At 41.2% G+C, this 23,948-nt stretch carries 16 protein-coding genes and 1 tRNA gene; 5 read left to right on the forward strand and 12 right to left on the reverse strand.

Annotated features, from left to right (window positions below):
• Positions 1–11 precede the first annotated feature (11 nt).
• Positions 12–1,028, reverse strand: a complete 1,017-nt coding sequence (gene galE, locus F1644_RS07805) for a UDP-glucose 4-epimerase GalE (RefSeq protein ID WP_118305673.1) — start codon at positions 1,026–1,028, stop codon at positions 12–14.
• A 128-nt stretch (positions 1,029–1,156) separates the two neighbouring features.
• Here galE and F1644_RS07810 point away from each other — a divergent pair, with 128 nt between their 5' ends.
• Positions 1,157–1,864: an HU domain-containing protein gene (locus F1644_RS07810; protein ID WP_118305672.1), complete on the forward strand. Its 708-nt coding sequence runs from the start codon at positions 1,157–1,159 to the stop codon at positions 1,862–1,864.
• Here the strand turns inward: F1644_RS07810 and pssA are convergent.
• Positions 1,830–2,672 carry a CDP-diacylglycerol--serine O-phosphatidyltransferase gene (pssA, locus tag F1644_RS07815; protein WP_118305671.1) on the reverse strand — a complete coding sequence of 281 codons (843 nt, stop codon included), beginning with the start codon at positions 2,670–2,672 and terminating at the stop codon, positions 1,830–1,832. The genes F1644_RS07810 and pssA overlap by 35 nt on opposite strands.
• Before the next feature lie 93 nt (positions 2,673–2,765).
• Here pssA and F1644_RS07820 point away from each other — a divergent pair, with 93 nt between their 5' ends.
• A complete protein-coding gene (locus F1644_RS07820; protein WP_168044609.1) occupies positions 2,766–3,785 on the forward strand; it encodes a glycosyltransferase family 9 protein in 1,020 nt (339 codons plus the stop codon).
• 85 nt (positions 3,786–3,870) lie between these two features.
• Here F1644_RS07820 and F1644_RS07825 read toward each other — a convergent pair whose 3' ends face one another.
• On the reverse strand, positions 3,871–7,497 hold the full coding sequence (locus F1644_RS07825; RefSeq protein ID WP_087421971.1) for a sensor histidine kinase: 3,627 nt from the start codon (positions 7,495–7,497) through the stop codon (positions 3,871–3,873).
• Positions 7,490–7,963 carry a 23S rRNA (pseudouridine(1915)-N(3))-methyltransferase RlmH gene (gene rlmH, locus F1644_RS07830; protein WP_118305702.1) on the reverse strand — a complete coding sequence of 158 codons (474 nt, stop codon included), beginning with the start codon at positions 7,961–7,963 and terminating at the stop codon, positions 7,490–7,492. The genes F1644_RS07825 and rlmH overlap by 8 nt, the downstream gene beginning before the upstream one ends.
• Positions 7,964–8,135: 172 nt before the next feature.
• Between rlmH and F1644_RS07835 the strand changes: the two genes are divergently transcribed.
• Both F1644_RS07835 and F1644_RS07840 read left to right on the forward strand, forming a co-directional pair.
• Positions 8,136–8,209: transfer RNA gene (locus F1644_RS07835), tRNA-Ile, on the forward strand.
• Between the two features lie 229 nt (positions 8,210–8,438).
• A complete protein-coding gene (locus tag F1644_RS07840; RefSeq protein WP_273493712.1) occupies positions 8,439–9,584 on the forward strand; it encodes an IS256 family transposase in 1,146 nt (381 codons plus the stop codon).
• A 162-nt stretch (positions 9,585–9,746) separates the two neighbouring features.
• Here F1644_RS07840 and F1644_RS07845 read toward each other — a convergent pair whose 3' ends face one another.
• The 8 genes from F1644_RS07845 to F1644_RS07880 all read right to left on the reverse strand — a co-directional run bounded on the left by F1644_RS07845 (position 9,747) and on the right by F1644_RS07880 (position 22,527).
• Entirely contained in the window at positions 9,747–10,940 is a 1,194-nt protein-coding gene (locus F1644_RS07845) for a peroxiredoxin family protein (RefSeq protein ID WP_118305669.1), read from the reverse strand.
• 94 nt (positions 10,941–11,034) lie between these two features.
• Entirely contained in the window at positions 11,035–12,699 is a 1,665-nt protein-coding gene (locus tag F1644_RS07850; RefSeq protein WP_087421973.1) for a metallopeptidase TldD-related protein, read from the reverse strand.
• 37 nt (positions 12,700–12,736) lie between these two features.
• The gene (locus F1644_RS07855; protein WP_118305668.1) at positions 12,737–14,419 is read right to left on the reverse strand and encodes a TldD/PmbA family protein; all 1,683 of its coding nucleotides are present in this window, start codon (positions 14,417–14,419) and stop codon (positions 12,737–12,739) included.
• A gap of 88 nt (positions 14,420–14,507) precedes the next feature.
• Positions 14,508–15,479, reverse strand: coding sequence for a hypothetical protein (locus tag F1644_RS07860; RefSeq protein ID WP_087421975.1), 972 nt, complete (start codon positions 15,477–15,479; stop codon positions 14,508–14,510).
• 23 nt (positions 15,480–15,502) lie between these two features.
• Complete coding sequence (locus F1644_RS07865) at positions 15,503–16,963, reverse strand: RagB/SusD family nutrient uptake outer membrane protein (RefSeq protein ID WP_118305667.1); 1,461 nt, start codon at positions 16,961–16,963, stop codon at positions 15,503–15,505.
• 11 nt (positions 16,964–16,974) lie between these two features.
• A complete protein-coding gene (locus tag F1644_RS07870; RefSeq protein WP_118305666.1) occupies positions 16,975–20,667 on the reverse strand; it encodes a SusC/RagA family TonB-linked outer membrane protein in 3,693 nt (1,230 codons plus the stop codon).
• 98 nt (positions 20,668–20,765) lie between these two features.
• Positions 20,766–21,875 (reverse strand): FecR family protein, encoded by a 1,110-nt coding sequence (locus F1644_RS07875; protein WP_118305665.1) that lies wholly within the window; start codon positions 21,873–21,875, stop codon positions 20,766–20,768.
• Positions 21,876–21,948: 73 nt separating this feature from the next.
• A complete protein-coding gene (locus F1644_RS07880; RefSeq protein WP_158572011.1) occupies positions 21,949–22,527 on the reverse strand; it encodes a sigma-70 family RNA polymerase sigma factor in 579 nt (192 codons plus the stop codon).
• A gap of 780 nt (positions 22,528–23,307) precedes the next feature.
• Here F1644_RS07880 and F1644_RS07885 point away from each other — a divergent pair.
• On the forward strand, positions 23,308–23,910 hold the full coding sequence (locus tag F1644_RS07885; protein WP_370818644.1) for a copper resistance protein NlpE N-terminal domain-containing protein: 603 nt from the start codon (positions 23,308–23,310) through the stop codon (positions 23,908–23,910).
• Positions 23,911–23,948 lie beyond the last annotated feature (38 nt).

A 23,948-nucleotide genomic window follows, 5' to 3' on the forward strand; every position in this document is an offset into this window, starting at 1 on the left:
TCCCACCTTTTTTACTTATCCAATGCTTTCTGCCATTTCCAAGCATTTGCCAGAGTCTCCTCGATCGGTGTGACAGCCTTCCATCCCAGCTCGTTATTGGCCAACGTCGTATCAGCCCAAACCTTCTCGATATCCCCGGCACGGCGTCCCACGACCTTGTAATTCACTTTTACCCCGGTTGCCCGTTCAAAAGCGTGAATAATTTCCAGCACGGAAAGTGCCTTTCCCGTACCGATATTGAAAAACTCGTAATTCTTCTTATTCTTCCCTTCCAACAACCGACGGATAGCTACCACGTGCGCCTGGGCCAGATCCACCACGTCAATATAATCGCGTAACGGAGAACCATCCGGCGTGTTGTAATCGTCACCGAACACGCTCAATTGCTCACGAATCCCGATAGCCGTCTGCGTCAAATAAGGAATCAAATTATTAGGTACTCCATTGGGCAACTCCCCGATAAACGCTGTCGGGTGGGCCCCGATCGGGTTAAAATAGCGCAATGCCAGAGCTTTCATGTCAGGTTCCACCCGCATCAGATCCCGAATAATATCTTCACTCATCACCTTCGTGTTCCCGTAAGGAGATTCAGCCTCATGACGAGGTGTTTTTTCCGTTACCGGTAACACATCGGCCTGCCCGTACACCGTACAAGAAGAGGAAAACACCAGATTCGGCACCTTAAATTCCCGCATACAAGTCAACACATTCATCAAAGAGTTCAAATTATTGAAATAGTACTCCAAAGGCTTGTTCACCGACTCACCCACGGCCTTCAAAGCGGCAAAATGAATCACGGCCCGTATATCCGAATGGCGGGCAAAGAAATCCCGTGTAACCTCCCCATCAGTAAGGTCTATCTCTTCAAACTCGGGACGTATCCCCGTGATCTTTTCTATCCCGTCCAGCACGTCCAGACTCGAATTCACGAGATTGTCAGCAATAATTACATCATAACCATTTTTCTGAAGTTCGACCACCGTGTGGGAACCTATATACCCTGTACCTCCTGTCACAAAAATTTTCATACGCCAATAATTTTATCTCAATTTATAACATTCTGAGTGTCTGCAATAGACACAACAAAGTAAATAATAATAATCCGAAATGCCTAAAATGAGTTTGACAACCTTACGTTTTTTCTTACCTTTGTGGCATGAATAAATATGTTGAACACATTGAAGAATTGCTCTATCTGCATGATTGCGTGATCGTTCCGGGGCTCGGAGGGTTCATTTGTGACTACACGTCCGCAAACATCAACGAGAAAACGGGGACCATCGTTCCCCCGTCTAAAAAAGTCGTGTTCAACAAGCACCTAAAACAAAATGACGGCCTTTTGATTGATTGGATCGCACGTAAAGAACAGATCGATTACGAGAAAGCGCAACGACGTCTGGCTCTATTTTGTGAAGAAATCAAGGTACGCTTGAATCAGAAACAAAAAGTGGACTTCGGAACAATCGGAACCTTCTCGGTTGACCGTCGGTTCAACGTTCTCTTCGAATCCAAGAACCACAATTTCCTGCCGGACGTGATCGGTATGGAATCCTTGCCTTTGGCAACTGTCAACGGGAAAAAGGCCCGCAAAACTCAAGATGAACTGATTAACACCGAATCCGGTAACCTCGTTACCCGTTTATTCAAATTCGGTTTATCGGCAGCCGTCGTAGCCGGAATCGTGGTGATCTCCCAACAGGACATATTCCAAGGAGACGGAATGACGAACATGACAAACATGCAACCCTCCCCGGTGAAAAACAAAACAATCATCGTGGAAGACCCTGCCGTGATCTCTCCGAACTATGACTTCGTGGATTATGATCCGGTTATTGATCTGCCCGGGTTGTCAGTTTCACGATAAGTACAATCAAATAAGCCGGGAAAACGATTAACAACGCTGCCCACTTCAATAACAAGAAGAGTACCACAAGTATTCCCCAGAACCTCCAGTTCCATTTTTTCTTGAAATCATAACAAGAAATCAAGATATAAACGGGGATCATACAAGATAACGCTTTCACACCCCAAACAGCAAAACCGATGATCACTGCCCCCAAGAAACAATATAAAAGAGCATTCCCGTTCCACGAAAAGCTGGTTAACTTCAACGAGAACATCGGGATTTCACTGATCAGCAAAATGGCCAGCACCAAGGCAAAAAGAGCCAACAACCACGGTTTACCCCACATCGCCATGAAAAACTCTTCCTGATGATAACGGGTAAATACCAACATCACCCAAAACAAAGCGTTCGACGGGGTAGGCAAACCAATAAACGAATGAGTTTGTCGCACATCCAGATTGAACTTAGCCAAGCGATAAGCCGAGAAAGCCGGAACCAGAAACGGCACGTACATAAGCGCCCCCTGCCAAGAATTTACCGCGAACAACTCCCCACCACTATATCCCAAATCACGAATCAGAAAAAAAGCCATCACGGAAGGCATCACCCCGAAACTAACCATGTCGGCCAAGGAATCCAGTTCCTTGCCCATTTCCGATTTCACGTGCAGCAAGCGAGCGGCAAAACCGTCAAAGAAATCAAATACCATCGCCAGAATCACGAGCCAGGCAGCAAGGTACAGATGCCCGTGAAAAGCAGCATAAATAGCCACCGTGCCGGACGTAACGTTCATACAGGTAATCAGATTAGGTATATGTTTCTTCATGGTATTACTTTTTATGATCTGAACACGAAAATAGTTCTTTTTACGATAGATAAACTACATTTTTATTACTTTTGTTGCAAATTCGTTTTAGATATGGCTAAATTTCTCATTATCAGGTTCAGCTCCATCGGAGACATCATCCAATGCATGAATGCCGTGAACGGCATCAAGAACCATTTCCCCGATGCTGAAATTCACTGGATTGCCCGGAAAGACATGGGGTCTTTTCTTAACATGGACAAACGCATCGACCGGGTATGGGGATACGATAAGAAAACGGGATTCAAAGGTTTACTACAAATGGCCCATCAACTGAAAGCCGAGAAATTTGATTATATCTACGACGCTCACAGCAACATTCGCTCCAACATCTTGAAAGCCGTGTTACTCCCGCCCTTTTACCATCTTTTTCCAAGAGGGCCGCATTATACGCTACGCCACAAGGATCGCTGGAAACGATTCTTGCTTTTTAAACTACGGATAAACAAATTCGACAAACCGTTCCGAGGCATCGTTTCTTACCAGAAACCACTAGCCACGTGGGGAATTACGAATTTTGAATCCGATTACAGTGATTGGAATTTTCCGGTAGAATACGAGGAACGTTTTCACCGTACGTTTACCCCGAAGACCATCACGCTCGTCCCTTCCGCCAACTGGGAAATGAAACGTTGGCCGGTCAGTAACTGGCAGCAAGTGATCCAACTTATGCCCGACTACCGTTTCATCATTCTGGCTGGCCCGACCGACACGTTCTGCGAAACCATCAAGGCCATCGCACCCGAAAGAGTCAACAACCTGGCAGGAAAAACCAGTCTATTGGAATCCTGTTACCTCGTGAAACAATCCAACCTCGTGATCAGCGGGGATACCGGATTTCTTCACGCCGCGGACTTGTTCCACACGAAAGCCATCGCCTTGATGGGCCCGACGGCCTTCGGCTACCCCACGGGCAAACAAGTCGAAGTCATCGAAGTCGATCTTCCCTGCCGTCCCTGTACCAAAGACGGGCATGGCAAATGCAAACAATCCATCTGGCAAAAATGTATAGTCGACATTCTCCCAAAACAAGTAGTCAACACAGCCCTAAGAATTTTAAATCTTATGGATTAAATGATTCAATGATTTCCGATTAGGTGATCCCTTTCTATCCTTTTTTTAATCTCCTAATCATTAAATCGTCAATTACTTAATCATTTCAATTGTCTTGTTTCAGTACCACATAAAACGTCGTACCTTCATTCTCCACGCTTTCAAAAGTGATCGAGCCACCCATCGCCTCTATAATCTTGTAGGACATCGCTAAGCCTAGTCCCGTTCCCCCGGACTTTGTCGTAAAATTAGGCTCGGAAATTCGATCCCGGATACTTTCCGGTATCCCGCAACCGTTATCTTTAACAAGCAATATGATCTTGCCTAACACCGTTTTCAGTCGCACCAACACGTGCCCTTCCCGTCCTTCCGGGATACTCTGTTCCGCATTCTTCAACAAATTCACGATTACCCGGTTCACCTGATCCCGATCACCATACACGGAAACATTCGGCTCTATATCGCATTCCATGGCATCCACGTTCTCATGGAACAACTTTGCACAGCCGTTTACCAATTCACTCAGGTCGAACCACTCGTTATTCGCCTCCTGTAACTTGGCAAAATCAGAGAAAGCCGAGGCAATCGATGCCATATGATCAATCTGTTCGATCAACACGGCCGAAATATCCTTAAACCGCTGGCGCACTTCCTCCATATCCCCCTTCTGCAACGTGCGCTGCATGAACTGCAAATTCAACTTCATCGGGGTCAACGGGTTTTTGATCTCGTGAGCAATCTGCCGGGCCATTTCCCGCCAAGCACTCTCCCGTTCCGACTTCGCTAACTTCTTCACGTTCGCCTCCAGTTTATCAACCATCTCGTTATACTCCTTCACCAGCATACCGATTTCATCCCGCTCGTGGTACACAATCTTCTCGTTCTTTCCCCCCACCCTCATCTGACGCAATTTTTCATTCACCACTTGTAGCGGTTTCGTGATCCGCTCGGCCACGATACTCGACAGAATAAAGGCAAGCACCATCACGATCATGGCAATATTTACCGCTATAATCACGATCAGCAAAATATCCTTGTTCAGTTCCTCCCCACGGGTAAAATACGGGATACTCAACACGTACCTCTCCCCGCTCTCCAACACCAATGGCATATACACGGCCATGTATGTCAATTCCACGATTCGTTCATCCTGAACAAAATTAATCTGCTCTTTCTTAACGATCTGCTCAAAGGCCTTCGGATTCAACAACGTCCCATCAAACCCCTTCTCGAATATCACTGGCCGGGAAGTTGCCACGAGAACCCCTTCCCAGTTATAGATATTAATATCTACCCAAAGCACCTCGGACATATCTTTCAATTTCTTCAATATCTGGGGACACTTCGCGGCATCCACGCAATCATTATGTTCCAGTTCATCCGTTATATACCGCGACAACTCGATCACCTTCGAACTATGCCGACGTTCAAAACTCTCGGCATTCACGATAATACTCATAATCGTCATGATCAGGAATAATGCACCAATCAACGTGATGATATTTCTTTTGATCCTCAACGTGAGGCTTGTCTGTCGGAAACTTCCCCATCCCCCGTCAAATCGGAAGAACATCCCGTAAGAAGTCAGGATAGCGCTGACAAAAATGGCGTACAACAAATTCAAGTAGTAAAGTGCAAACACATCATCCCCCAAACTCACGATACATACCCCATCATTCTCCACGGGAATCACCATGTGCGAGAACCCATCCATATTCATAATCCGGGCATGTTCGATCTTTCCGAAACGTTCCAGAGAACGGGGATAACTAAAATCCCCTTTGGAATCCACCAGTATCCCATCCTTGTACTTCGCGTAAGAATAAGGATAACGAGCCTCCTTCTCGGCTCCAATCTCCCTAGATAGAATCTGAGCATACCCGATCCCTTCATGCCTGTTTTTCGACTCGAAACGAATATACACGCAACTACCACCCCGAGGAGTTGAGAAAGAAAAACGCCCGAGGTACTCAACCACCCCGTCAAAATCTTTTATATAGAAAAATGACGTGTAACCGACACGAGTACCCAAACTATCAATCAACTTGTCATAATACTCGTCACAACCATACTTCTCGTAAGTAGGAGTCAATAATATCGTGTCCCGAGGATCACATATCATCGCCTTGCAAGTATAATAAAATCCCGTCATATCCAGCAGCTCGCTTGAAATATAAGCAGACAACAAATCCGTATCCCCCACTTTTACCAGTGAATCTACTTTTTGACTTTGTTTTATTTCATCATTGACTTCCAATAGCTTATGCTCAAAAATCGGGTCTCTCTCCTTGATAATCTCGTTTGCGAAACTTGCCCTCACCCCTTGTTCACGGTGAATCTCGCTACTCTTTGCCAGAAAAATGATGTAAATACAGACCACCACAAGTGCAATCATGAAAATACTCTTTTGGGCATCCTGTTTCATTAGGTACACCCCCAGAATAAACAACAAATAAAGCGATAACGGGAAAAGACACTCCAACGGGGACAACGAAAAATTAAAGAAATAACAAAGAGCCGCACAAAAAACAAGCACTCCAGTTACTCCGAAAAACGCCTGACTGATAGAGAACAAATTCTGGAAATAACGCACAGAACTGTTGATCAACACGATAAATCCCATCCCGGCAATAATCAACGTGATAAAAGCCACGATCGACGAGAAATCAACATTAATAAGACGGGCAATATTCAAACTAACCTGCGTACTCTCGATCAGCGTGTTAATCGAAAAATGTAGCAAATTCGTGTAGAAGAACACGCCTATCACGAATCCCACGAGGAATATATATTTATAACGCACCAAACGAGGCTCGTCATACTTAATTTTCAGTTTGTTAAAGGTAATAAAGAAATAATGTGCCAGACAGAACATTGTGACAAATAAATCTCCCACCGACACGATAAACCGTCCCCCGATTTGACTGGTAGTAAAAATAGGCAGAGAATAAAGCACTTGCGGGACCTTGTAATCTACCATCAAGGAACGCAACAGCACGATGAAAAAGAAGAATCCGAACACGTGAAACAATTGCATCCGGAACGACCGGGCCCGATCCAAGGATATTTCGTAAGCATAGAACAGCAGGAGAAGGAACATGATATAAGGAATCAACAGGAAATAAGTGGGCACAACATCCCCATGCTCCACCTGACTCTCAATCTTGAACAACGGCCTTCCATCCCGGTTGTACACGAGTTGCCCTCCTTTTTCCCACGTCTCCCGGATAACCACCTTACTCGCATCATCCAGATTTTCCCCTAACGACGGGTTAAAATGACTTTTCACGTAATTACTCGAATACGGGTAATCCTCTTTTATAAACAGGAGTGCGTAATAAACCGTGTCCCCGACGGCATGTTTGCGAACATCAAAATAAAGATTATTAATCTTCACGAAGTCATTTCCCGCTGACAATATCTCGTACAAGTGGGGCGAACCGACTCTCTCGTTACTCCAGTAAACCAACTTTCCCTCCTTAAAACCAACCAGCACAGACTGTTTACCTTTCCATTCCGGCTTTTGCCGCTCTGCCTCATGATCCAGTTTCCGCAACTGATCGTCAAGTCGTTTCTCCTCAAATTTCAACCGCTCCTGAAAAAGAAATAATTTCTTATCCACGGACCAATCGTTCAGAGAATACTCCCACAAAGAGCCCACGACCAAACAAAATATGGCAAGTGACAGTACAAGCCAAAATTTCTTCATGCTTTTCACCCTCGCTTTATTCATGATGATAAGGTTCTCCTTTCAATATAGTCATAGCCCTATATAATTGTTCCGTGAAGATCATCCTCACCATCTGGTGAGAAAAGGTCATCTTGGATAGTGATATTTTCATGCTTGCACGTTTATATACTTCTTCCGAAAAACCGTAAGGTCCCCCGATGATAAATACAAGTCGCTTCATACTTGTCAGCATCTTCTGTGCCAAAAAGTCCGCGAAAGCCTTTGAAGTGTACTCGTTTCCCTTCTCATCCAACAAAATCACATAATCCGCCGCCTCCAACTGCCCCAACAACAATTCTCCTTCTCGTTCTTTTTGCTGTATCTCGCTCATGTTTTTCGTGTTCCGCACATCCGGGATCACCTTCATCTCGTAAGGGATATAATATTTCAAACGTTTCTCGTACTCGGCAATCCCCGCCCGTACAAACTCCGCATCTGTCTTTCCTATCACTAACAAACAAACTTTCACACCACGAATTTTATCAATTATACTAATAAGTTCATCTACACGCAAATGTAAATAAATTTACGGTATCTCCCACGAACCTTCAAAAAAAAGCCCCTCAATATTTGCCCAAATTTCAATAAAACACTATATTTGCACCCGTTAAAGGCTAACCACTTTAACACACGTAAGTGTAGGTCCTATAGCTCAGCTGGTTAGAGCACCTGACTCATAATCAGGGGGTCCTTGGTTCAAGCCCAAGTGGGACCACTTCTTGAAAAACAAGCAGTTACATTAGATTTGTAACTGCTTTTCTTTTACCATCGACGAACAAATCGACGAATTTGGGCTCACATGAAAAATTAGGTGGAGAGGATTCAAATATATTATCTTCGCGTATTTAATCAAAATAACGACGACGAAAGAAGATAGTGTTTCAAAAAGTGTGTAAATTCCGAATTGATTATTTTTGTAATGCAATTTTCAAAAATGAATAATTATGGAATTTACACATGAACAAATCTCGGAAATAATTTCCGAAATCACAAACGGTGAACTAGGTTTACAAGGCTTGGTTAAACAAGGTTTAGAGAGTTTAATGTTATCGGAACGTGATCTTCATAACGAGACACGTGGTGACGTGAGTAACGGTTTTCGTGGTCGTCGAGTATGTCATGGCGGTAAGGTCTTCGAACTTCGGGTCCCGCGTAGTCGTAACAACCATTTTTACCCGATGTTACTGGGGGTGCTAAAAGACCAGGAAGAAGAGGCTCAAAAGCTAGTGAGTAGCCTTTATTGCAGCGGTTTAACCACGGAACAGGTGGGTAAAATTTACGAGCAATTTTACGGCAAACATTACAGTAAAAGCCAGGTTAGCCGCTTGTTGAACACGGCCCGCGAGGATGTAAATGCCTGGCTAGGTCGTGAACTGGATAATCGTTACCCGATAATTTACATCGATGCCACCTATGTCCTCACCCGTCGTGATGATTCCGTTTCCAACGAGGCTTACTACACGGTTTTGGGGGTGAAAGAAGACCGAACCCGCGAGGTGCTGGCCGTGGTGAATTTCCCCACGGAAAGTGCCACGAACTGGAAGGACGTGTTTGAAGACCTCAAGGAAAGAGGCGTGGCCGTGATTGATCTCCTGGTGTGTGATGGATTGCCCGGTATTGAAAACGTGCTGGCAGAAACCTTTCCAAAAGCAGATTTACAATTATGTACCGTGCACCTGAAGAGGAATATAGCTGGGAAAGTCAAGCCCAGGGACAAGAAACAGGTCATGGAAGAACTCAAGCAGGTTTGCGCTCCCGACCAGTGGGAGATCTCCCCGGAAAAGGCTTTCGAAAAATTTAAAGAGTTTATTGCCAGGTGGCAGAAAAGTTATCCCGTTTTGAAAAGATATTGCCACGACAGGTACAGGTTCTATTTCACCTACTTCAAGTACGAGAGGGAAATCAGGGGGATGATTTACACCACAAACTGGATCGAAAGGCTGAACAGGGATTACAAGAGGGTCATCAACATGAGGGGCGCCATGCCAAACCCCCAAGCCGTTATTCTCCTAATGGGAACGGTAGCCCAAAATGCAGATATTTATAAATATCCTATTTATAATTTTTTAGAATCAAGATTATTTTATTGAACTATTTATAATTTTGCAGTCATGAGAAAAGAAGGAATTTACACACTTTTTGAAACACTATCCGAAAGAACTTCTAGATTTAATCTTACCCCGGGCGATCCTCGATTCATTCGAGGTGGTGAAGATGACGAGTACTAGCGGTCAATCACTTCAACATCCATCTCATTTCAAATTTTCACGAATTGCTTCCCGTAATTCTTGTCCATGAAGATTTTTTCCAATAATATTGTTATGTTCATCTAACAAATAAGTCGCCGGAAGAGCTGCCACCCCATAAAGATAACTTAGCAGGCTACGATTAAAAAGCCCATGATATTTAAAATCCAATTTATCCATTTTAATTGCCTCCTTCCAACTTTTTTCTATATAATCAACAGAAACAGCAAGCACTTCAAATCCCTGATCTCGAAACTCGTTATAATATTGCATCACTTCAGACATATCCGCCCGACATTTTCCACACCAAGATGACCAGAAATCAAGAAATTTCACCTTCGCTTTTATATCATGCATCTTAAACACATTGCCATTCAAATCAGTCATTGAAAAATTAGGTGCCAAATGTCCAATATCCATCATGCGATTTACCTGCATCACTTGCATATCCGCACTCATCTTTCCCAAACGGACAAAAAAATACCTCTCTTTTAACCAATTTTTTAGCGAATCATTAAGCATATATCTATAATAACTCATCAACCATTCCCACTCTTGAAGGGAATATTTATCCCGATCCATACTTCGTTGCAAACTAAAGTGTTTCACGTGCCCCCCTGATATAAAATAATTTAATTTCCCCTGTAATACCATTGCAGAAACATAGGATGCCACATTACGCTTCATCAGATTCTGCTCATTAGCCATATAACTTTCTATCTCCTTTACAAGTTCCTTTGCCAATGAATCATGTGTTTGCTTATTAGTTTTAGCACTAGCATTCCGTAAATTTCGAGAAATAGTATCCAACCGTAAATGATTCTGATAATAGGAATCCATATCCTCGTATAACAAATCTCCTTCTTGTTGCCAGTTCAATCGGGAATCCTGATTTAAGTATACTAAATAACTTCCTTCTCCCCTTGGAAGTTCTAGACTTCCCATATTACGTCCTGTTTTTTTTTGACATATCTCCACAGAAACAGGATGTTTCGAACCCATTTTTGCTGAAAGAGAAAAAAATCCATCCAAAACCTCCCCTTTACTCAAAGTATCTTTATTTACACCATCTCGTGCTACAAGATAGACATCCAATTGAGTACCCTTATCATATAGACCTGCCACCCGAAGAGCATCTTGCTTCACTGAACAAGCACTGAAACAAAAAAATACTAAGAATAAAAAAATAATTAATCTCATAAAAATAAACTTACATTTTTAGACAACTCATATAAAAACGGATTGCCGGCCATTATTACCGGCAAATCCCGTATAAAAATAAATAATTATACACTCACCGATCCAGCGGACGCGTCAATATCATTGGTTTCTCTTTTTCTTTTATCTCGCTAATTTTCGCTTTCTTAAAAAGAACGCCATTGGGATAAATCAGAGAAACAGGTAATTCAAATGCCGGAATGTTGACTATACCTTCCTCTTCAGAAAAAGCCATAGCACTTCCCATCCATCCCCAGCTCTCCCGGGGTGTTTGGGCGGCAAAAACCAACGTTTCCTCCCCTGTTTTCAAATTCACACGATAAATCTCTTCAAAATAGGCTCCAGAATTTCCTCTTACAATATAAGCACAATTTAACTTTTGTTTTTTAGCTTCTTTAATCAACATTTTTTTCAATTCCTCTTGAGAATATCCTTTATCTGCACTCACATGTAATGTTCCCGGGCAAACGATTGAACTACCATTACCGGTCCAACGCATACTTCCCGTCGATTTCTCTGTATAAACAGAACGCGTCCGACTACTCAACGGTTGTTTTAAAACCCCTTTCTCTATCAAAGTCATTTCCTTTTCGGGTATAATACCTTCGGCATCAACCTCGTAAGCTCCCATAAGTTTAAAACCTTTATAATCATACATGGACGAATAGTTTTTCACCGTTAATGCCGTATGAGTCACAGACTGACCGATTTTATTTTCCAACGTCGGCTTGTATTGCGAGTACAAACCAGGATCTTCCGTTTTTCTTGCTGCCACATAACGAGAAGATACCCCAAATAAATCCCCTCCCAGTAGAAAAGTTTGACAAGCATCATCCAAATATAATACCGGCCCTGTATAATCACCTTCAAATTTCGGTGCATTCTTCATTTTCACCAAAGTCTCCGCCATATCGGTTACTTTTTTCTTCATCTCATCCAATGAAGGCATATCTTGAGGACAAATAGCAGATTCTGTCAACTGATAATTACTTGACACCCCCTCGGCATCACGTATTGAAGCATTACAAAAAAGATAGACAAACCTCACGGGTTGTTTTACCTTTATCCCCTCCGTATTCATTTGGTAAATCTCCAAATCCTTCCCCATGACATAAATAGAAGAAAATATCACATCTTTATAATTTTTAAATATACCACTCAACTCCTTGATATAGTTTTCCCAATAAGCCTGATCTATACTATACTCATCACGAGGTTCTACAATACGGCTAACAGGTTCAATCTTCGGGAACGGTATAATCTTTTTCTCTTCCTCCGGTATAATGATATTATCAAAATATGCCTGCTTACGGTAAATTTGCTTTTGCGCATTTTTATATGTTGCATCCATTGCTCCCCAGATCCCACGGCGAATCTGTTCATAATCTGGAACAACAGGCAAGCTGAATAGTTGATGCCGTTCCAACTCATTCGGGTACTTGATCTGACTGGTAAAGTTATAATCCCCGGCTAATACATTCACGGAACCGTAAGACACTGGAATTATATCCGATTGAATAATTCCCCCTAAAATACCACGTACCATAAAAGTGCGACCATATACCGCATTTACTCCTATACAACAGATAGGCTTACTATCCGCCTGTTTCAACTCCTTCATTCCACGATTCATCTCATCTTCCATAGCCTTGAAGATAACCGCATCATCATCTCCTTGTGCCCACACATTTATACTGCCCATCAACAGCAGTACCAATAAACTCCAAATATATGCTTTCATAATATTTCTTTATTTTATTTATACATGTCATACCTTATCACGGTCTTTCCAAAATAGGAGGAATTGCCTTGTAATTCATTACACGCTGTACCTCAATCCGGTTCACTAAAATACATGGGGAAACTGCCGTCACGGGGATTGAGCCCGATTCAGCACCACACATACCAGTAAACACCTCTACCTGACCTCCCGCAGCCACGATATTTGAAAACATCGCTAAAGGTGTGCCAATCATATCTAATCCGCGCACTAGCTCGTCAGGACGACCGTCTGCATACACGCGATACACTTCCAACGGGGTAACATTAAACGAATTTATCGCCATCCTTCCTGTTTGAGTAAATCCTCCAGATACTTCTTTGAAATAAAAACCGAACTCCTTGTTCTGTTTTTTGATTTCTTCAATCAAAAGAGCACGTAACTCTTTCTCTGTCCTTGGATCTTTTATCGAGATAATCAGGTTCGACTGACGAGAGACCGGATCAAAACCACCCACGGCGCGACCGTGCCCATTACTTCTAGCATGTCCTTCCAAAGCAGTACGTGTCATCAAAAAATCATTCATCTTACCATCAATTACCACATCTACTCGTTCTGCTTTGACTCCCTGTTCATCATATTTATAATAACCATTCAATTCTGTTCCCGCGCAATATCTCAATGTCGGATCATCTGCAACACTCATTCCTTCTGGTAACACAAGTTTTCCTATCATATCCTTGAAAGTCTGCCCGTCCACATCCTTCTTCATCCGCTGCCCTTCCGTACGATGCCCGAAAATTTCATGGAAGAAAACGCCACTAGCTGCTCCAGACATTAAAGCTGGCCCCGAAAATGGATCCACCGTCGGAGCCGTACGCAAAGCGATCAACTTCTTCGCAATAACATTCACATCCTTCATAATCGAATCATTACTCGGTAAATTATCCGGGTCATAAGCGAAATAAGAAAGATGCAAAGGCAAACGCATCCCGTCATCAGCCATCGTCGAAGCCTGTACCATAATTCGGGCATATGGCAAATTATGCACGATCTCTGCTCCTTCTGTACTGATAAAATAAGTACGCAAAACATTATACTCGATATGTGCCGACCCCTCTATAATCTCCGGGTATTTCTTAAATTCAGAGGAAATCTCATTCAAACGTTTTCCCCAAGCCTCTCGGTCTATCGTTAACTTTTCTGCCGGTAACTGAGGCTCATAATATTTTTCAATTTTTGTTTTAGAAAGACTCGGAGATTTATCACTCATCTGCAAAAACATTTGCTCGTTCCCCAACGCCTGCTGCAAAGCACTTACAGCAACCTTATAACGACTTTCTGTCTCATACCAGATAGCATTTCGATCAGCCGCCTCGCCAGACTCTCCATTCAAAGAAAGTTGAGCTACGGATGGACCTCCACGTCCAGCCCCCGATCCCATTTCACGTGTCGTAAAATTATCATATTCGGGACTTCCGATACGTACCTGGGGCACAAGATAGCGGCGATGATTTTTCACGGATTGCATAATAGCTCCAAAGGTAGACATTACAAATGTCCGCCGTTCATCCACGGCCCGAAAATTCATATAATAAGGTGCATGTTTCTCTTTTTGCAATTCTGCAAATTCCTTATTCATCTCATCCTTTATCATCTCTAAAAATTTCTCCTGGGCCCTTACCGGAGTACATAACCCGATAAGCCCAAAAACAAATACAATTAATTTAATTTTCCTCATAATTTTCTTGATTTTGATTTTTTTTACAACAATAACATCCCAAGAGACAATAAAATACTGTCTCTAAAAACGATTCCATCACTTTCAATTACAATTTCTCTACTATTTTTTTTATCACATCATACTTAGCTAGAATCACCTCATAATCTGTATACAATGCCTTGAACTCCTCCTCCGTATACTGATAATAAGCGGTCACAAACGCCCGAAGATCATCCGTCTGTAGTGGAGCTGTATATCCTTTCCGATCCGCATCTTGATTATCCGGATTATACACCTCCGAAAAATTCAAAAAACCATACAAATTCCAATGCTGGAAAGGGTAATCTCTATTACTTCGGTTCATCCGTTGGCCATATATCGTTTTCTTGCTAGATCCAGATAATACTTCTGGCACATGAACATTTTCTGATAAATCATAAAACTCCTGCAATTCAAAAGCATAATGATTCACCAGTTTCAATGTTACATCTGCAGCTAAAATCTCGCCCGCATATTTTGCCCATACGGAGGGTAACTCATTCTCCATACGTCCCACGCGTCCGATCATCGTTGTAGCCAACGCTCTCCAAGCAAAATCATCACAACCTTCTATAATTTTTCCAGCAACTCTGGTAATATACGTTTTCCGGTAAGTAATACACGAATCTGTCAAAAAATAACACCTCGGTTGTACAGATTCCGGTAGACGAGGTAATACATCAGTTTTAAGAAACTCCACTGTTTTCATCAATGCTTCGCGATCCCTACTCTCTGTATAAGAGTTCTGATCATTCTTCGTGGTAATCATGTAATTGACATCTAATACCTCGTAATGCATACGAGGTGTCCCATCAAAGCTCGTGCCTGTTTGTACACGACCAATTGTATCCTCGTAAAATATGGCAACTCCATATTCATCATAACACGTGTAAATCAAATGATCCAACGGGTCATCGGAATCCTCAATCGCATACCAATCCACATCGGCATAACTAACTTTCCCCTCCTCATTTTCATCCTTGTTGCACGCCATCAATATCAGGCAAACAAAACTCATGTATAAAAATCTTTTCATCATCTTCTTATTTTTAAGACAAACACTTACAGCTCAAAAAATGTGCGATCCTCCCGTTCATTATTTTCTAAAGCTCCGTCATTAAACTCTATTGCATAATCCGGAATAGGCAATACCCAACCGTTATCTTTATCATAGGTATCAAGAATATAATATCCCAACAAAACCTGCTCACTAGCGGAAGCACCCTCCCCATAGATATTATGACGAATCATTTTACTTTCCGGGTATTTCGGAGACACTGCATAACGCCGCAAATCAAACCAGCGATGTCCTTCAAAACAAAGTTCTCGACGACGTTCCTGCCGGATAAAATCAACCAATTCCTTTCCTGTCAACCCTTTAAAAGAATCCACAATTTCCAAACTCGTCCCTTCTACATAACGCTTGGAACGTAAGGCTCTCAAATTCTCAACAGCCTTCTCCTCTTGTCCCTCTAACATAGCATAAGCCTCCGCCCGATTCAGGAAAAGCTCTGCCACCCGCAAAGCTCCCACGGAAGGAACTGATTTTCCACATATACGATTTCCATAATATGTCGAAGAGAAGAAGAATTTTCCTCTTTGATCTTCAGGATCATACATATCGTAATATAACTCTTCAGATACCTGAAAATCAACTGACAATTTTGACACCAAACCACCATCTACCATCTGAGTGTGAATAACCTCCATCTCCATACTAGAAGAAGAAAGTGAAGCACTTGATAAATCGACTAAAGCATAAGAAGTAAAAACAGGATCCTCCAAATGTACAAGAGCCAATTCATACTCTCCCATATACAGATAGATCCGTCCTAACAGCGCATGCACGGCAGCTTCACTCGCTTGATAGATCGTCTCTTCCAACCCCCCATCCAACAATACTACAGCCTTTTCTAGATCCGACACAATCAACGAATAAACGCTATCTACCGATTGACGAGAAAAAAAGACATCCTCAATCATTGGATCGAGCTTCACGGGTACCCCGGGATCCATCGAGGCCGTTGTCTTCGAATACGGCTTAGCATAAAGATTAATCAAATAATAATAGTTCCATGCCCGAATAAAAAGAGCCTCCCCTTCAATCCGTTCACGTAACTCAAGCGATTCATTCGAAAACTCCGGTAGCTTATCAAGCACCACATTTGCCACACTAATCGTATGATAAAAATGTTTCCAAGCTTCATCCGGAAAAGGATTACCTTTTTCATTAAAAGGTAGTCTTTCCCAACTATAAATAGCTTGAAGCTTCTCGTAATAACTATGAGCATTACCGAGTAAACACATCTCTGTATCGTCATCCATCAAGTGCAGGAAAGGCAAATTTTTCATATCCAACACATTTTGTTGATTCTCCCAATTCCAATAACCCTCTCCCACCAGTAGCTCTTCCAAATCGGCACAAGAAGTGACATAGGCCTTTCCCTCTGAACGTTCTTCCAAAAAATCACCACAACTAGAAAGCACCATAAATATCAAAAACAAATAGAAGAAATTTTTCATCTTAATACATTTTAGAATGAAACATTTAAAGTCAACGAGTAGGTAGGACGTAACGACAAATTAATACGCGGAGAAGTTCCGGACTGATTCGGATCCTGTCCCTTCAAATCCTTATGGCAAAGTGTAAAGAGATTTACTCCCGTCAAACTCACATAAGCAGACTTCATATAACATTTCTTTAACCATTGCACCGGAATATTATATCGCAAAGAAATGTTCGTCAATTTTAAATAATTTCCACTTACCACCCGCATATCGGAATCGTCATACATCTGCCAGATATTATCAGCAAAAGCATATGATTGTCCCTTCCACCATGGTATCATAGTTCTCGAAAACTCCGAACCACTCACGATTCCCGGCATATTCGTGTATCGCTCATCTCCCGGGTTTCGCCAACGATTGGCAAATTCCTTACGTACATTCACGTGCGGCTGCGGGGCAATCGTACCATATCGCTTTACCACATTGTCGTAAAGACGTAACAACCGTACTTTAGCCCCAAAACTATAATCCAACTTAAAATTAAGCACGAACCCTTTGTACGAAAACGTATTCACAACAGATCCTTGAAGAAAAGGTTCACGCCGTCCCGACTTCACCATGATTTCGCGGAAAACCTCTTCTTTACCCATCCCCTCGAAACGTATCTTATTATCCACGCCATTGGCTGTAAACTCATCACAATTCGCAAACATTGGCAAACCGTTTTCCGGGCTCAAACCGGTAAACTTGTACGAGTAAAACGTATTTAACGGCTCTCCCGGAATCTCAACAGTTCCTTTCAAATAGTCACTATACTTGACATCATCCTTCAACACTTTCTCCCGGTTGTTTTTCAATTTATTCACTAATTTATTTACAACGGATCCCAACTGAGGATCAATACTCCAGCGGAAACCATCCGACTGTCCATTTATTGATACCTTGGGAACAATCGGATTAAGATTAAAGCTAAACTCTAATCCCGAATTCGTCAATTCTCCTTGATTCACCGTATAAGTCGAAACACCATTCACCTCCGAGACACTCTTACTTATATAAGCATCCGTCGTATGCTTGTAAAAATAACTTACCGACCCAACCAGACGATTGCGGAAAAAGGCGAAATCTACCTGCCCATTCACAGACAACGTTTTCTCCCACTTCAAGTTGGGATTCGGATAATTGAAAACAGTAGAGCCGTATTTATTATGGTTAGGATTCAATTCTCCCTTCTCAATTACTAATTCTGGACCTATCCCCAGCATATTCCCCTGATAACCGAAAGAAGCCCTCATGTTCAAATCGTTGACCCATGCAACATTCGAGAATAAATCTTCGGCAATATTCCATCTACCAGACACAGACCACACGGGCAGCATCTTGTCATTACTCTGCTCTCCGAATTTATTGGAAGCATCCATACGAGTATTAAAATTGAAAGAATACAAATTCTTATAATTATAGAAAGCCGAGAAATACACTCCTGCAGTATTCGTCAATTCATCTGTACGCACACCCAATGCCGATGGGTCTGTCGTAAGCCAAGTTACGTAAGCCGTGTATTTCTTATAATCCACGGGATTGATCAGCAATCCACGTTCAGGCACGTATCCCCGAATAGTTCGGGAATTACCCCGTCGGTGACTGGAATTAATCTCCGCCCCAAAACTAGCACCAATATTATGCTTCTGCTCTTTATCCAAGATTTTATTATAATCCAACTGTCCTCTCAACATATAATTATTCCCTCGTTCTCGGATCTCTTTCAATTCGCCCCCAGAAGGCAATTTACTTTTGTAAGCCACTTCCTGCCCTATTTCAGCTCCTCGTAAAGTGGAAGCATAAAATGAATTTCCACTATAATAATTTTCTTGCTCAGAATAGGAAAGTGAATAGGAGAAGGTGACATTCGCTTTTAACGAACGGGTAAAATTGTAATTCAAGTTGGCATTAAACCCCATCTGGCTTGACTCGTGATTATAATCCGAATTATTAATCTCATTCAACACATTATATCGGTAAAAATTTTTCCCGTCTTCAGAATTAACATCTGATTTTTGGTAAAAAAGTAACGACCCGTCTTCATTGTAAAGAGGTACAGCACGGCTCATTTCGTAAGCATAATTCAACACTCCTATCTCCGAGGGAATATACTTCCGGATACCAAAATTCCCATTTAACCCAAACTGCATCGAAAAGCGTTCATGATTGATATTCAATTTAATATTAGCCGTGTAGCGCTGATTACTTTCTCCTTTAATCACTCCTCCCATATCACTATATCCCACGGAAGTATAGTAACGCATATTCTGACTTCCCCCGGAAATACTCAATGTATGATTATGAGAAAAAGTATTACGCGTAAGAATTCCGAACCAATCCGTATTCATTTTTTCATAATTACTCACCTCTTTCTGATACTCTGTGAAAGAAAGATCCCCATTATAATAATCTCGGGTAGCCGCTTCGTATCCCACCCAAGTATCAATCATCGGGTAATCCACCAAATTACGCATCAACTCCCGGGAAAACTCAATTCGTTCTGCAGAATTCATCACGTTCACATCCCGGTCGGAATAATAAGGACGACGTTGAAAAGAAGTTGTCAATGAATATCCCACAGACGGAGGTCCCACCCGTCCTTTTTTCGTCGTAATCACAATCACACCATTAGCCGCTTTCACCCCATAAAGCGCTGTAGCCGAAGCATCCTTCAACACATCAATCTGCTCAATGTCCTCCGGATTCAATCCTGAAATAGCGTTACCCAACAAATTTACGAAATCTGGGTCATTCAATTGCGAAGGATCAACAGCCACAGGGTCATACTGAACAACCCCGTCAATTACCCACAACGGTTCACGATTACCCAATACCGTGGACGAACCACGAATACGTAACTTGGGTACAGCCCCCACTTGACCGGAATTTTGCATAAAAATCATTCCCGGTACATTACCTTCCAACATCTGGTCTATCGAATTCATTCCGGAAACTTTAATATTCTCCGCTTTCAAAGAAGTTACGGCACTTGTCAAATGCCTTTTATCAATAGTTTGATAACCAGTAATAACCACCTCATCCATCTCCATGAGATCTTCACGCAAAATAACTCGCATCGTATCTTGCCCCGTGTACTTCACCTCTTGAGTCTTCATCCCGATAAAAGAAAAGATCAAAACAATATCTTTACTCTGCTTATAGATGAACAAAAACTTTCCATCCTTATCTGTAGCCGTACCTGCACTTGCTCCTTTCAAACGCACGGTAACTCCCGGAATGGGAACCTTTTTTTCATCCATAACAACACCATGAATACGAACCCGTTCAGGAATTTTACTCGTGTTAACCCCTTTCTCTCGAATAACAACCACATGCCCGTCATACGTGTGATACAAATCATAAGCTGGTAACAACTCTTTTAAAATACTCCCTAGTTCCCGATTTTCTGCCTTCAAAGTCACTTTTTGCCCTTTCGACTGCACTAACTCAAATCCATAAAAGATATCACACTTCGACACCCTACTCAATGTCACCAACACTTCATTCAAAGTCTTATCTTTGAAATCTACTGAAACCTTTACAGTCTGAGCTTGCACGTTCACTTGTAACATCATGCATAAACCCAAAAGAAAAAACGGCAATAGGTTTACAAACATTAACCTTTCACGCCACAAAATACCCTTTAAAAACAAGCGTAGCTTCTCATTTTTTTTCATAATTTTGTAATAAATATTAGACACTTTATACTATTCATTCGAGGTCAACGCAATGAAAAGTATATTCTAAAACAACAGGTTGGAGATTTGCAGTATCTTCAATCTGTTTTATTTTTAACCTCTACAACATTTCCATTAATTACAAATTCCACATTTTGAGTATCTGCCATACGTTTTAACAAATAATCAATTCGTTCATAACGATGCAAACGCCCAACAAACTCGATCTTCCGCAATTCTTCATTTTGATAAGAAACCTCCACTCCATACCAATGAACTAAACGTTCCATGATATTTTCCAACGTCTCTTTATAAAACACATAATAACCATCTTTCCAAGAAGTAAACTGTTCCGTATCAACCTCACGCATTTCGATCTCATTAGTACTCAGCTTACAAATCAACTGCTTTCCCGGCGTTAATATATTTTCCATACCACCATAAACAACTTGCACCTTCCCCTCCTCCAGCGTGGTTGTCATCTTTTCGCTATCCGGATAAGCATTCACATTAAAAGACGTTCCTAACACGCGCACAGTTACATTACTAGCTTGAACAACAAAAGGATGTAAGCTATCCTTAGTAACCTCAAAATACGCTTCTCCTTCAAGATACACCTTTCTTTCCTCTCCATAGAAAGCGACAGGATAATGCAATCGACTTTTCGCATTCATATAAACAATTGTTCCGTCTGATAATTGTATCTGATAATCAGCCATTGCTGGAACTTCCAAAGTATTATAACGCACCACAGTATCACTAACACTCCGTTCCTTATAAACCAATCTTGTTCCCCTGTCCTGCCGTACATTCATGCGCTCATCATCAACAATCTCAAAATGTTGTCTAGCCTGTAAACTAACAATCGAGCTATCAGAAAGTATCAACCGAACTCCCTCAGGAGCATTTTCAGCTAAGCGCATAGAGGTTAATGAAGGTTCTTCATTCCTCCATAGATAAGACACAGACAACACTAATACAGGCAAAATCACGGCAGCACTCCAACGAACAAACAATTTTAATCTACGCCTTTGCTGCTCGACCTGCAACTTTTTCCACATACTCTTATAATCAGGTTCCGTGGTTGTCAAAGTTCTTTTCATCCGCCTGATTATCCCTCTAATTTCAGGATCAGAACAATCAACCTGATCCTTTTTATCAGAGAAAAGTATCTTCCATACCTTTTCAAATAATTCATCTCTATACATAGCTTAACTAACTTTTCGCTACATATACACACGATACTCCCCAAAGGGTGAAAAGATTTTTCAAAAAAAATAATTAAAATAATTTTTCATCTAAAAGAGAGAGCAATATCAATAAATTCATTGCACTCATACGATGTCCAACACCTTCTTTTATCTTACGATAAGCAATTTTAACTTGAGATTTTACCGTATTTACAGATACATCCAATGCACGTGCTGTATCAACATAGCTCATTCCCTCCACCACAGCCATCACAAAAATTTTTCGGCAATTCTCTGGTAATACCTCTATCTGACAACGAATTTCCTCCAACAGAGGCGCAAAATCCTCTTCGTCCTCATTTAAAAATTCCAATTCTCGGATAATACCCTCTTGATTCACAACCTTTATTTTTTCATGGCGCAAATAATTCAATGCATAATGCTTCAGCCTTATATGCAGGAATCCCACTAACGACCCATTTTCATCAAGTCTCTTCCTATGTTCCCAAAGATATAAAAAAGTGTCTTGAACGGCATTCTCCGCAACTTCTTTATCCCCGACCAATCCCATTGCGGTAAAGAACATCACCTGGGAATATTCCTCGAAAACCTGCTCGAAAACTTGTTTGTTTCCAACACGTAATGCCCGTATTACATCTTTCATTTCCATTCTAAAACATACATAACCACGTACAAAAGTAAAAAAAATCAGATACCTACATATCAGATTGGACCAAATAAAAAATATCTCCTTCCTATGATTGAAATAGTTGCCCAAAATAATGCATGAATTAAATTCTTTTTTTTGAGGATAGAACATCATACATTCTAAATTCATTGAGAAATCAATTCTCTACTCTATCATTTTTCCAAGTAGCAACCAAAGTTCTTCTCCTCTCTTTGAAACAAATTATTCTAATGGAATTTTCTTCTCAAAAACAATTGTAAAATCACTTATTTTAATATCAAAGGAAAGATTATTCCTACAGTTACCCAGTTTATATCGAAATTAAGAATGAATAATTGATGAATTCCGGAGCAATAGGTAATATAGCATTTAATATATATTTTTATTATCTTGTATGAACCTTATTATATATAAGGTTCATATAAGGTTTCTATAAGGTATCTATAAGGTTCATGACGGTATTCATCAAGTAGTAATCAACTAAAAATGATGCACTTTGGTTATTATTCTTATTATTTTCTTACAAATCTAGCCTCTATCATTTAATTCATTCGGAATTGCTATAAATCTAATTTATACGAAGTAAAACAAAATATATAAGAAACTCATAGATAAATTAAACGTATATATATCAGTGTATATAGCCATCTTCTCGGTCATACATTCTAATTATTCACATGACATCATTGGTATAAAATTTGCTTGATCGAATCAAAAACAACATACATGAAAAATACATCCATCATTTTGGCAGCCCTGACAATGGTCTGTTGCTCTCCTGCCTCAAAAGAACACCAGACAAAAGGCATCGTGTGTGATGCCACGATGAACACGATTTCCATCGTAACAGCAAACAAGGACACCTTATCTTTCAGCACACTAGATGCCGATAAAAGTCAAGTCAACGGGTTGCTGTTAAACGACACCGCCGAGATTTTTTATAAAGGGAAATACACGACAGGAATGTCCGCAACAAAGCTCATCGTGTACAAAAATCAAGCATTGGGAGCATTACAAACAAGAACTTACGAGGGGATCTTGCCCGCAGCTTCTTGTCCAGGCATTCGTTATTCCTTAACGATACAAAATCAAGAACATAGTGGCGACGGGACATTCACGTTAACGATGACTTATATCGAAGCGGAAAACGGGAAAGATGCCATTTTTAATTACAAGGGGAAAAGATTCACACAACGTGGAGATGCTACTAATAACGATGCTATTGTATGGCAATTAGTTGCAGATAACGGGAAAGACATTTTCAACTTCTTGCGTGAAGACGAAAAGACCCTCACTCTATTAAATGACAAATTCGAAAAGAGCGAGACGGGTTTAAATTATAGTTTAAAACTTATAGAAAAATGAGTTCGGTACAATACCGAACTCATTCATTACAATCTATC

The sequence above is a fragment of the Butyricimonas paravirosa genome (assembly GCF_032878955.1).
GTDB lineage: Bacteria > Bacteroidota > Bacteroidia > Bacteroidales > Marinifilaceae > Butyricimonas > Butyricimonas paravirosa.

Bases quoted from the DNA above. Each gene is read 5' to 3' on its own strand.
- galE (WP_118305673.1), bottom strand. From the start codon at position 1,028: ATGAAAATTTTTGTGACAGGAGGTACAGGGTATATAGGTTCCCACACG.
- F1644_RS07810 (WP_118305672.1), top strand. From the start codon at position 1,157: ATGAATAAATATGTTGAACACATTGAAGAATTGCTCTATCTGCATGAT.
- pssA (WP_118305671.1), bottom strand. From the start codon at position 2,672: ATGAAGAAACATATACCTAATCTGATTACCTGTATGAACGTTACGTCC.
- F1644_RS07820 (WP_168044609.1), top strand. From the start codon at position 2,766: ATGGCTAAATTTCTCATTATCAGGTTCAGCTCCATCGGAGACATCATC.
- F1644_RS07825 (WP_087421971.1), bottom strand. From the start codon at position 7,497: ATGAATAAAGCGAGGGTGAAAAGCATGAAGAAATTTTGGCTTGTACTG.
- F1644_RS07840 (WP_273493712.1), top strand. From the start codon at position 8,439: ATGGAATTTACACATGAACAAATCTCGGAAATAATTTCCGAAATCACA.
- F1644_RS07845 (WP_118305669.1), bottom strand. From the start codon at position 10,940: ATGAGATTAATTATTTTTTTATTCTTAGTATTTTTTTGTTTCAGTGCT.
- F1644_RS07850 (WP_087421973.1), bottom strand. From the start codon at position 12,699: ATGAAAGCATATATTTGGAGTTTATTGGTACTGCTGTTGATGGGCAGT.
- F1644_RS07855 (WP_118305668.1), bottom strand. From the start codon at position 14,419: ATGAGGAAAATTAAATTAATTGTATTTGTTTTTGGGCTTATCGGGTTA.
- F1644_RS07860 (WP_087421975.1), bottom strand. From the start codon at position 15,479: ATGATGAAAAGATTTTTATACATGAGTTTTGTTTGCCTGATATTGATG.
- F1644_RS07865 (WP_118305667.1), bottom strand. From the start codon at position 16,963: ATGAAAAATTTCTTCTATTTGTTTTTGATATTTATGGTGCTTTCTAGT.
- F1644_RS07870 (WP_118305666.1), bottom strand. From the start codon at position 20,667: ATGAAAAAAAATGAGAAGCTACGCTTGTTTTTAAAGGGTATTTTGTGG.
- F1644_RS07875 (WP_118305665.1), bottom strand. From the start codon at position 21,875: ATGTATAGAGATGAATTATTTGAAAAGGTATGGAAGATACTTTTCTCT.
- F1644_RS07880 (WP_158572011.1), bottom strand. From the start codon at position 22,527: ATGGAAATGAAAGATGTAATACGGGCATTACGTGTTGGAAACAAACAA.
- F1644_RS07885 (WP_370818644.1), top strand. From the start codon at position 23,308: ATGGTCTGTTGCTCTCCTGCCTCAAAAGAACACCAGACAAAAGGCATC.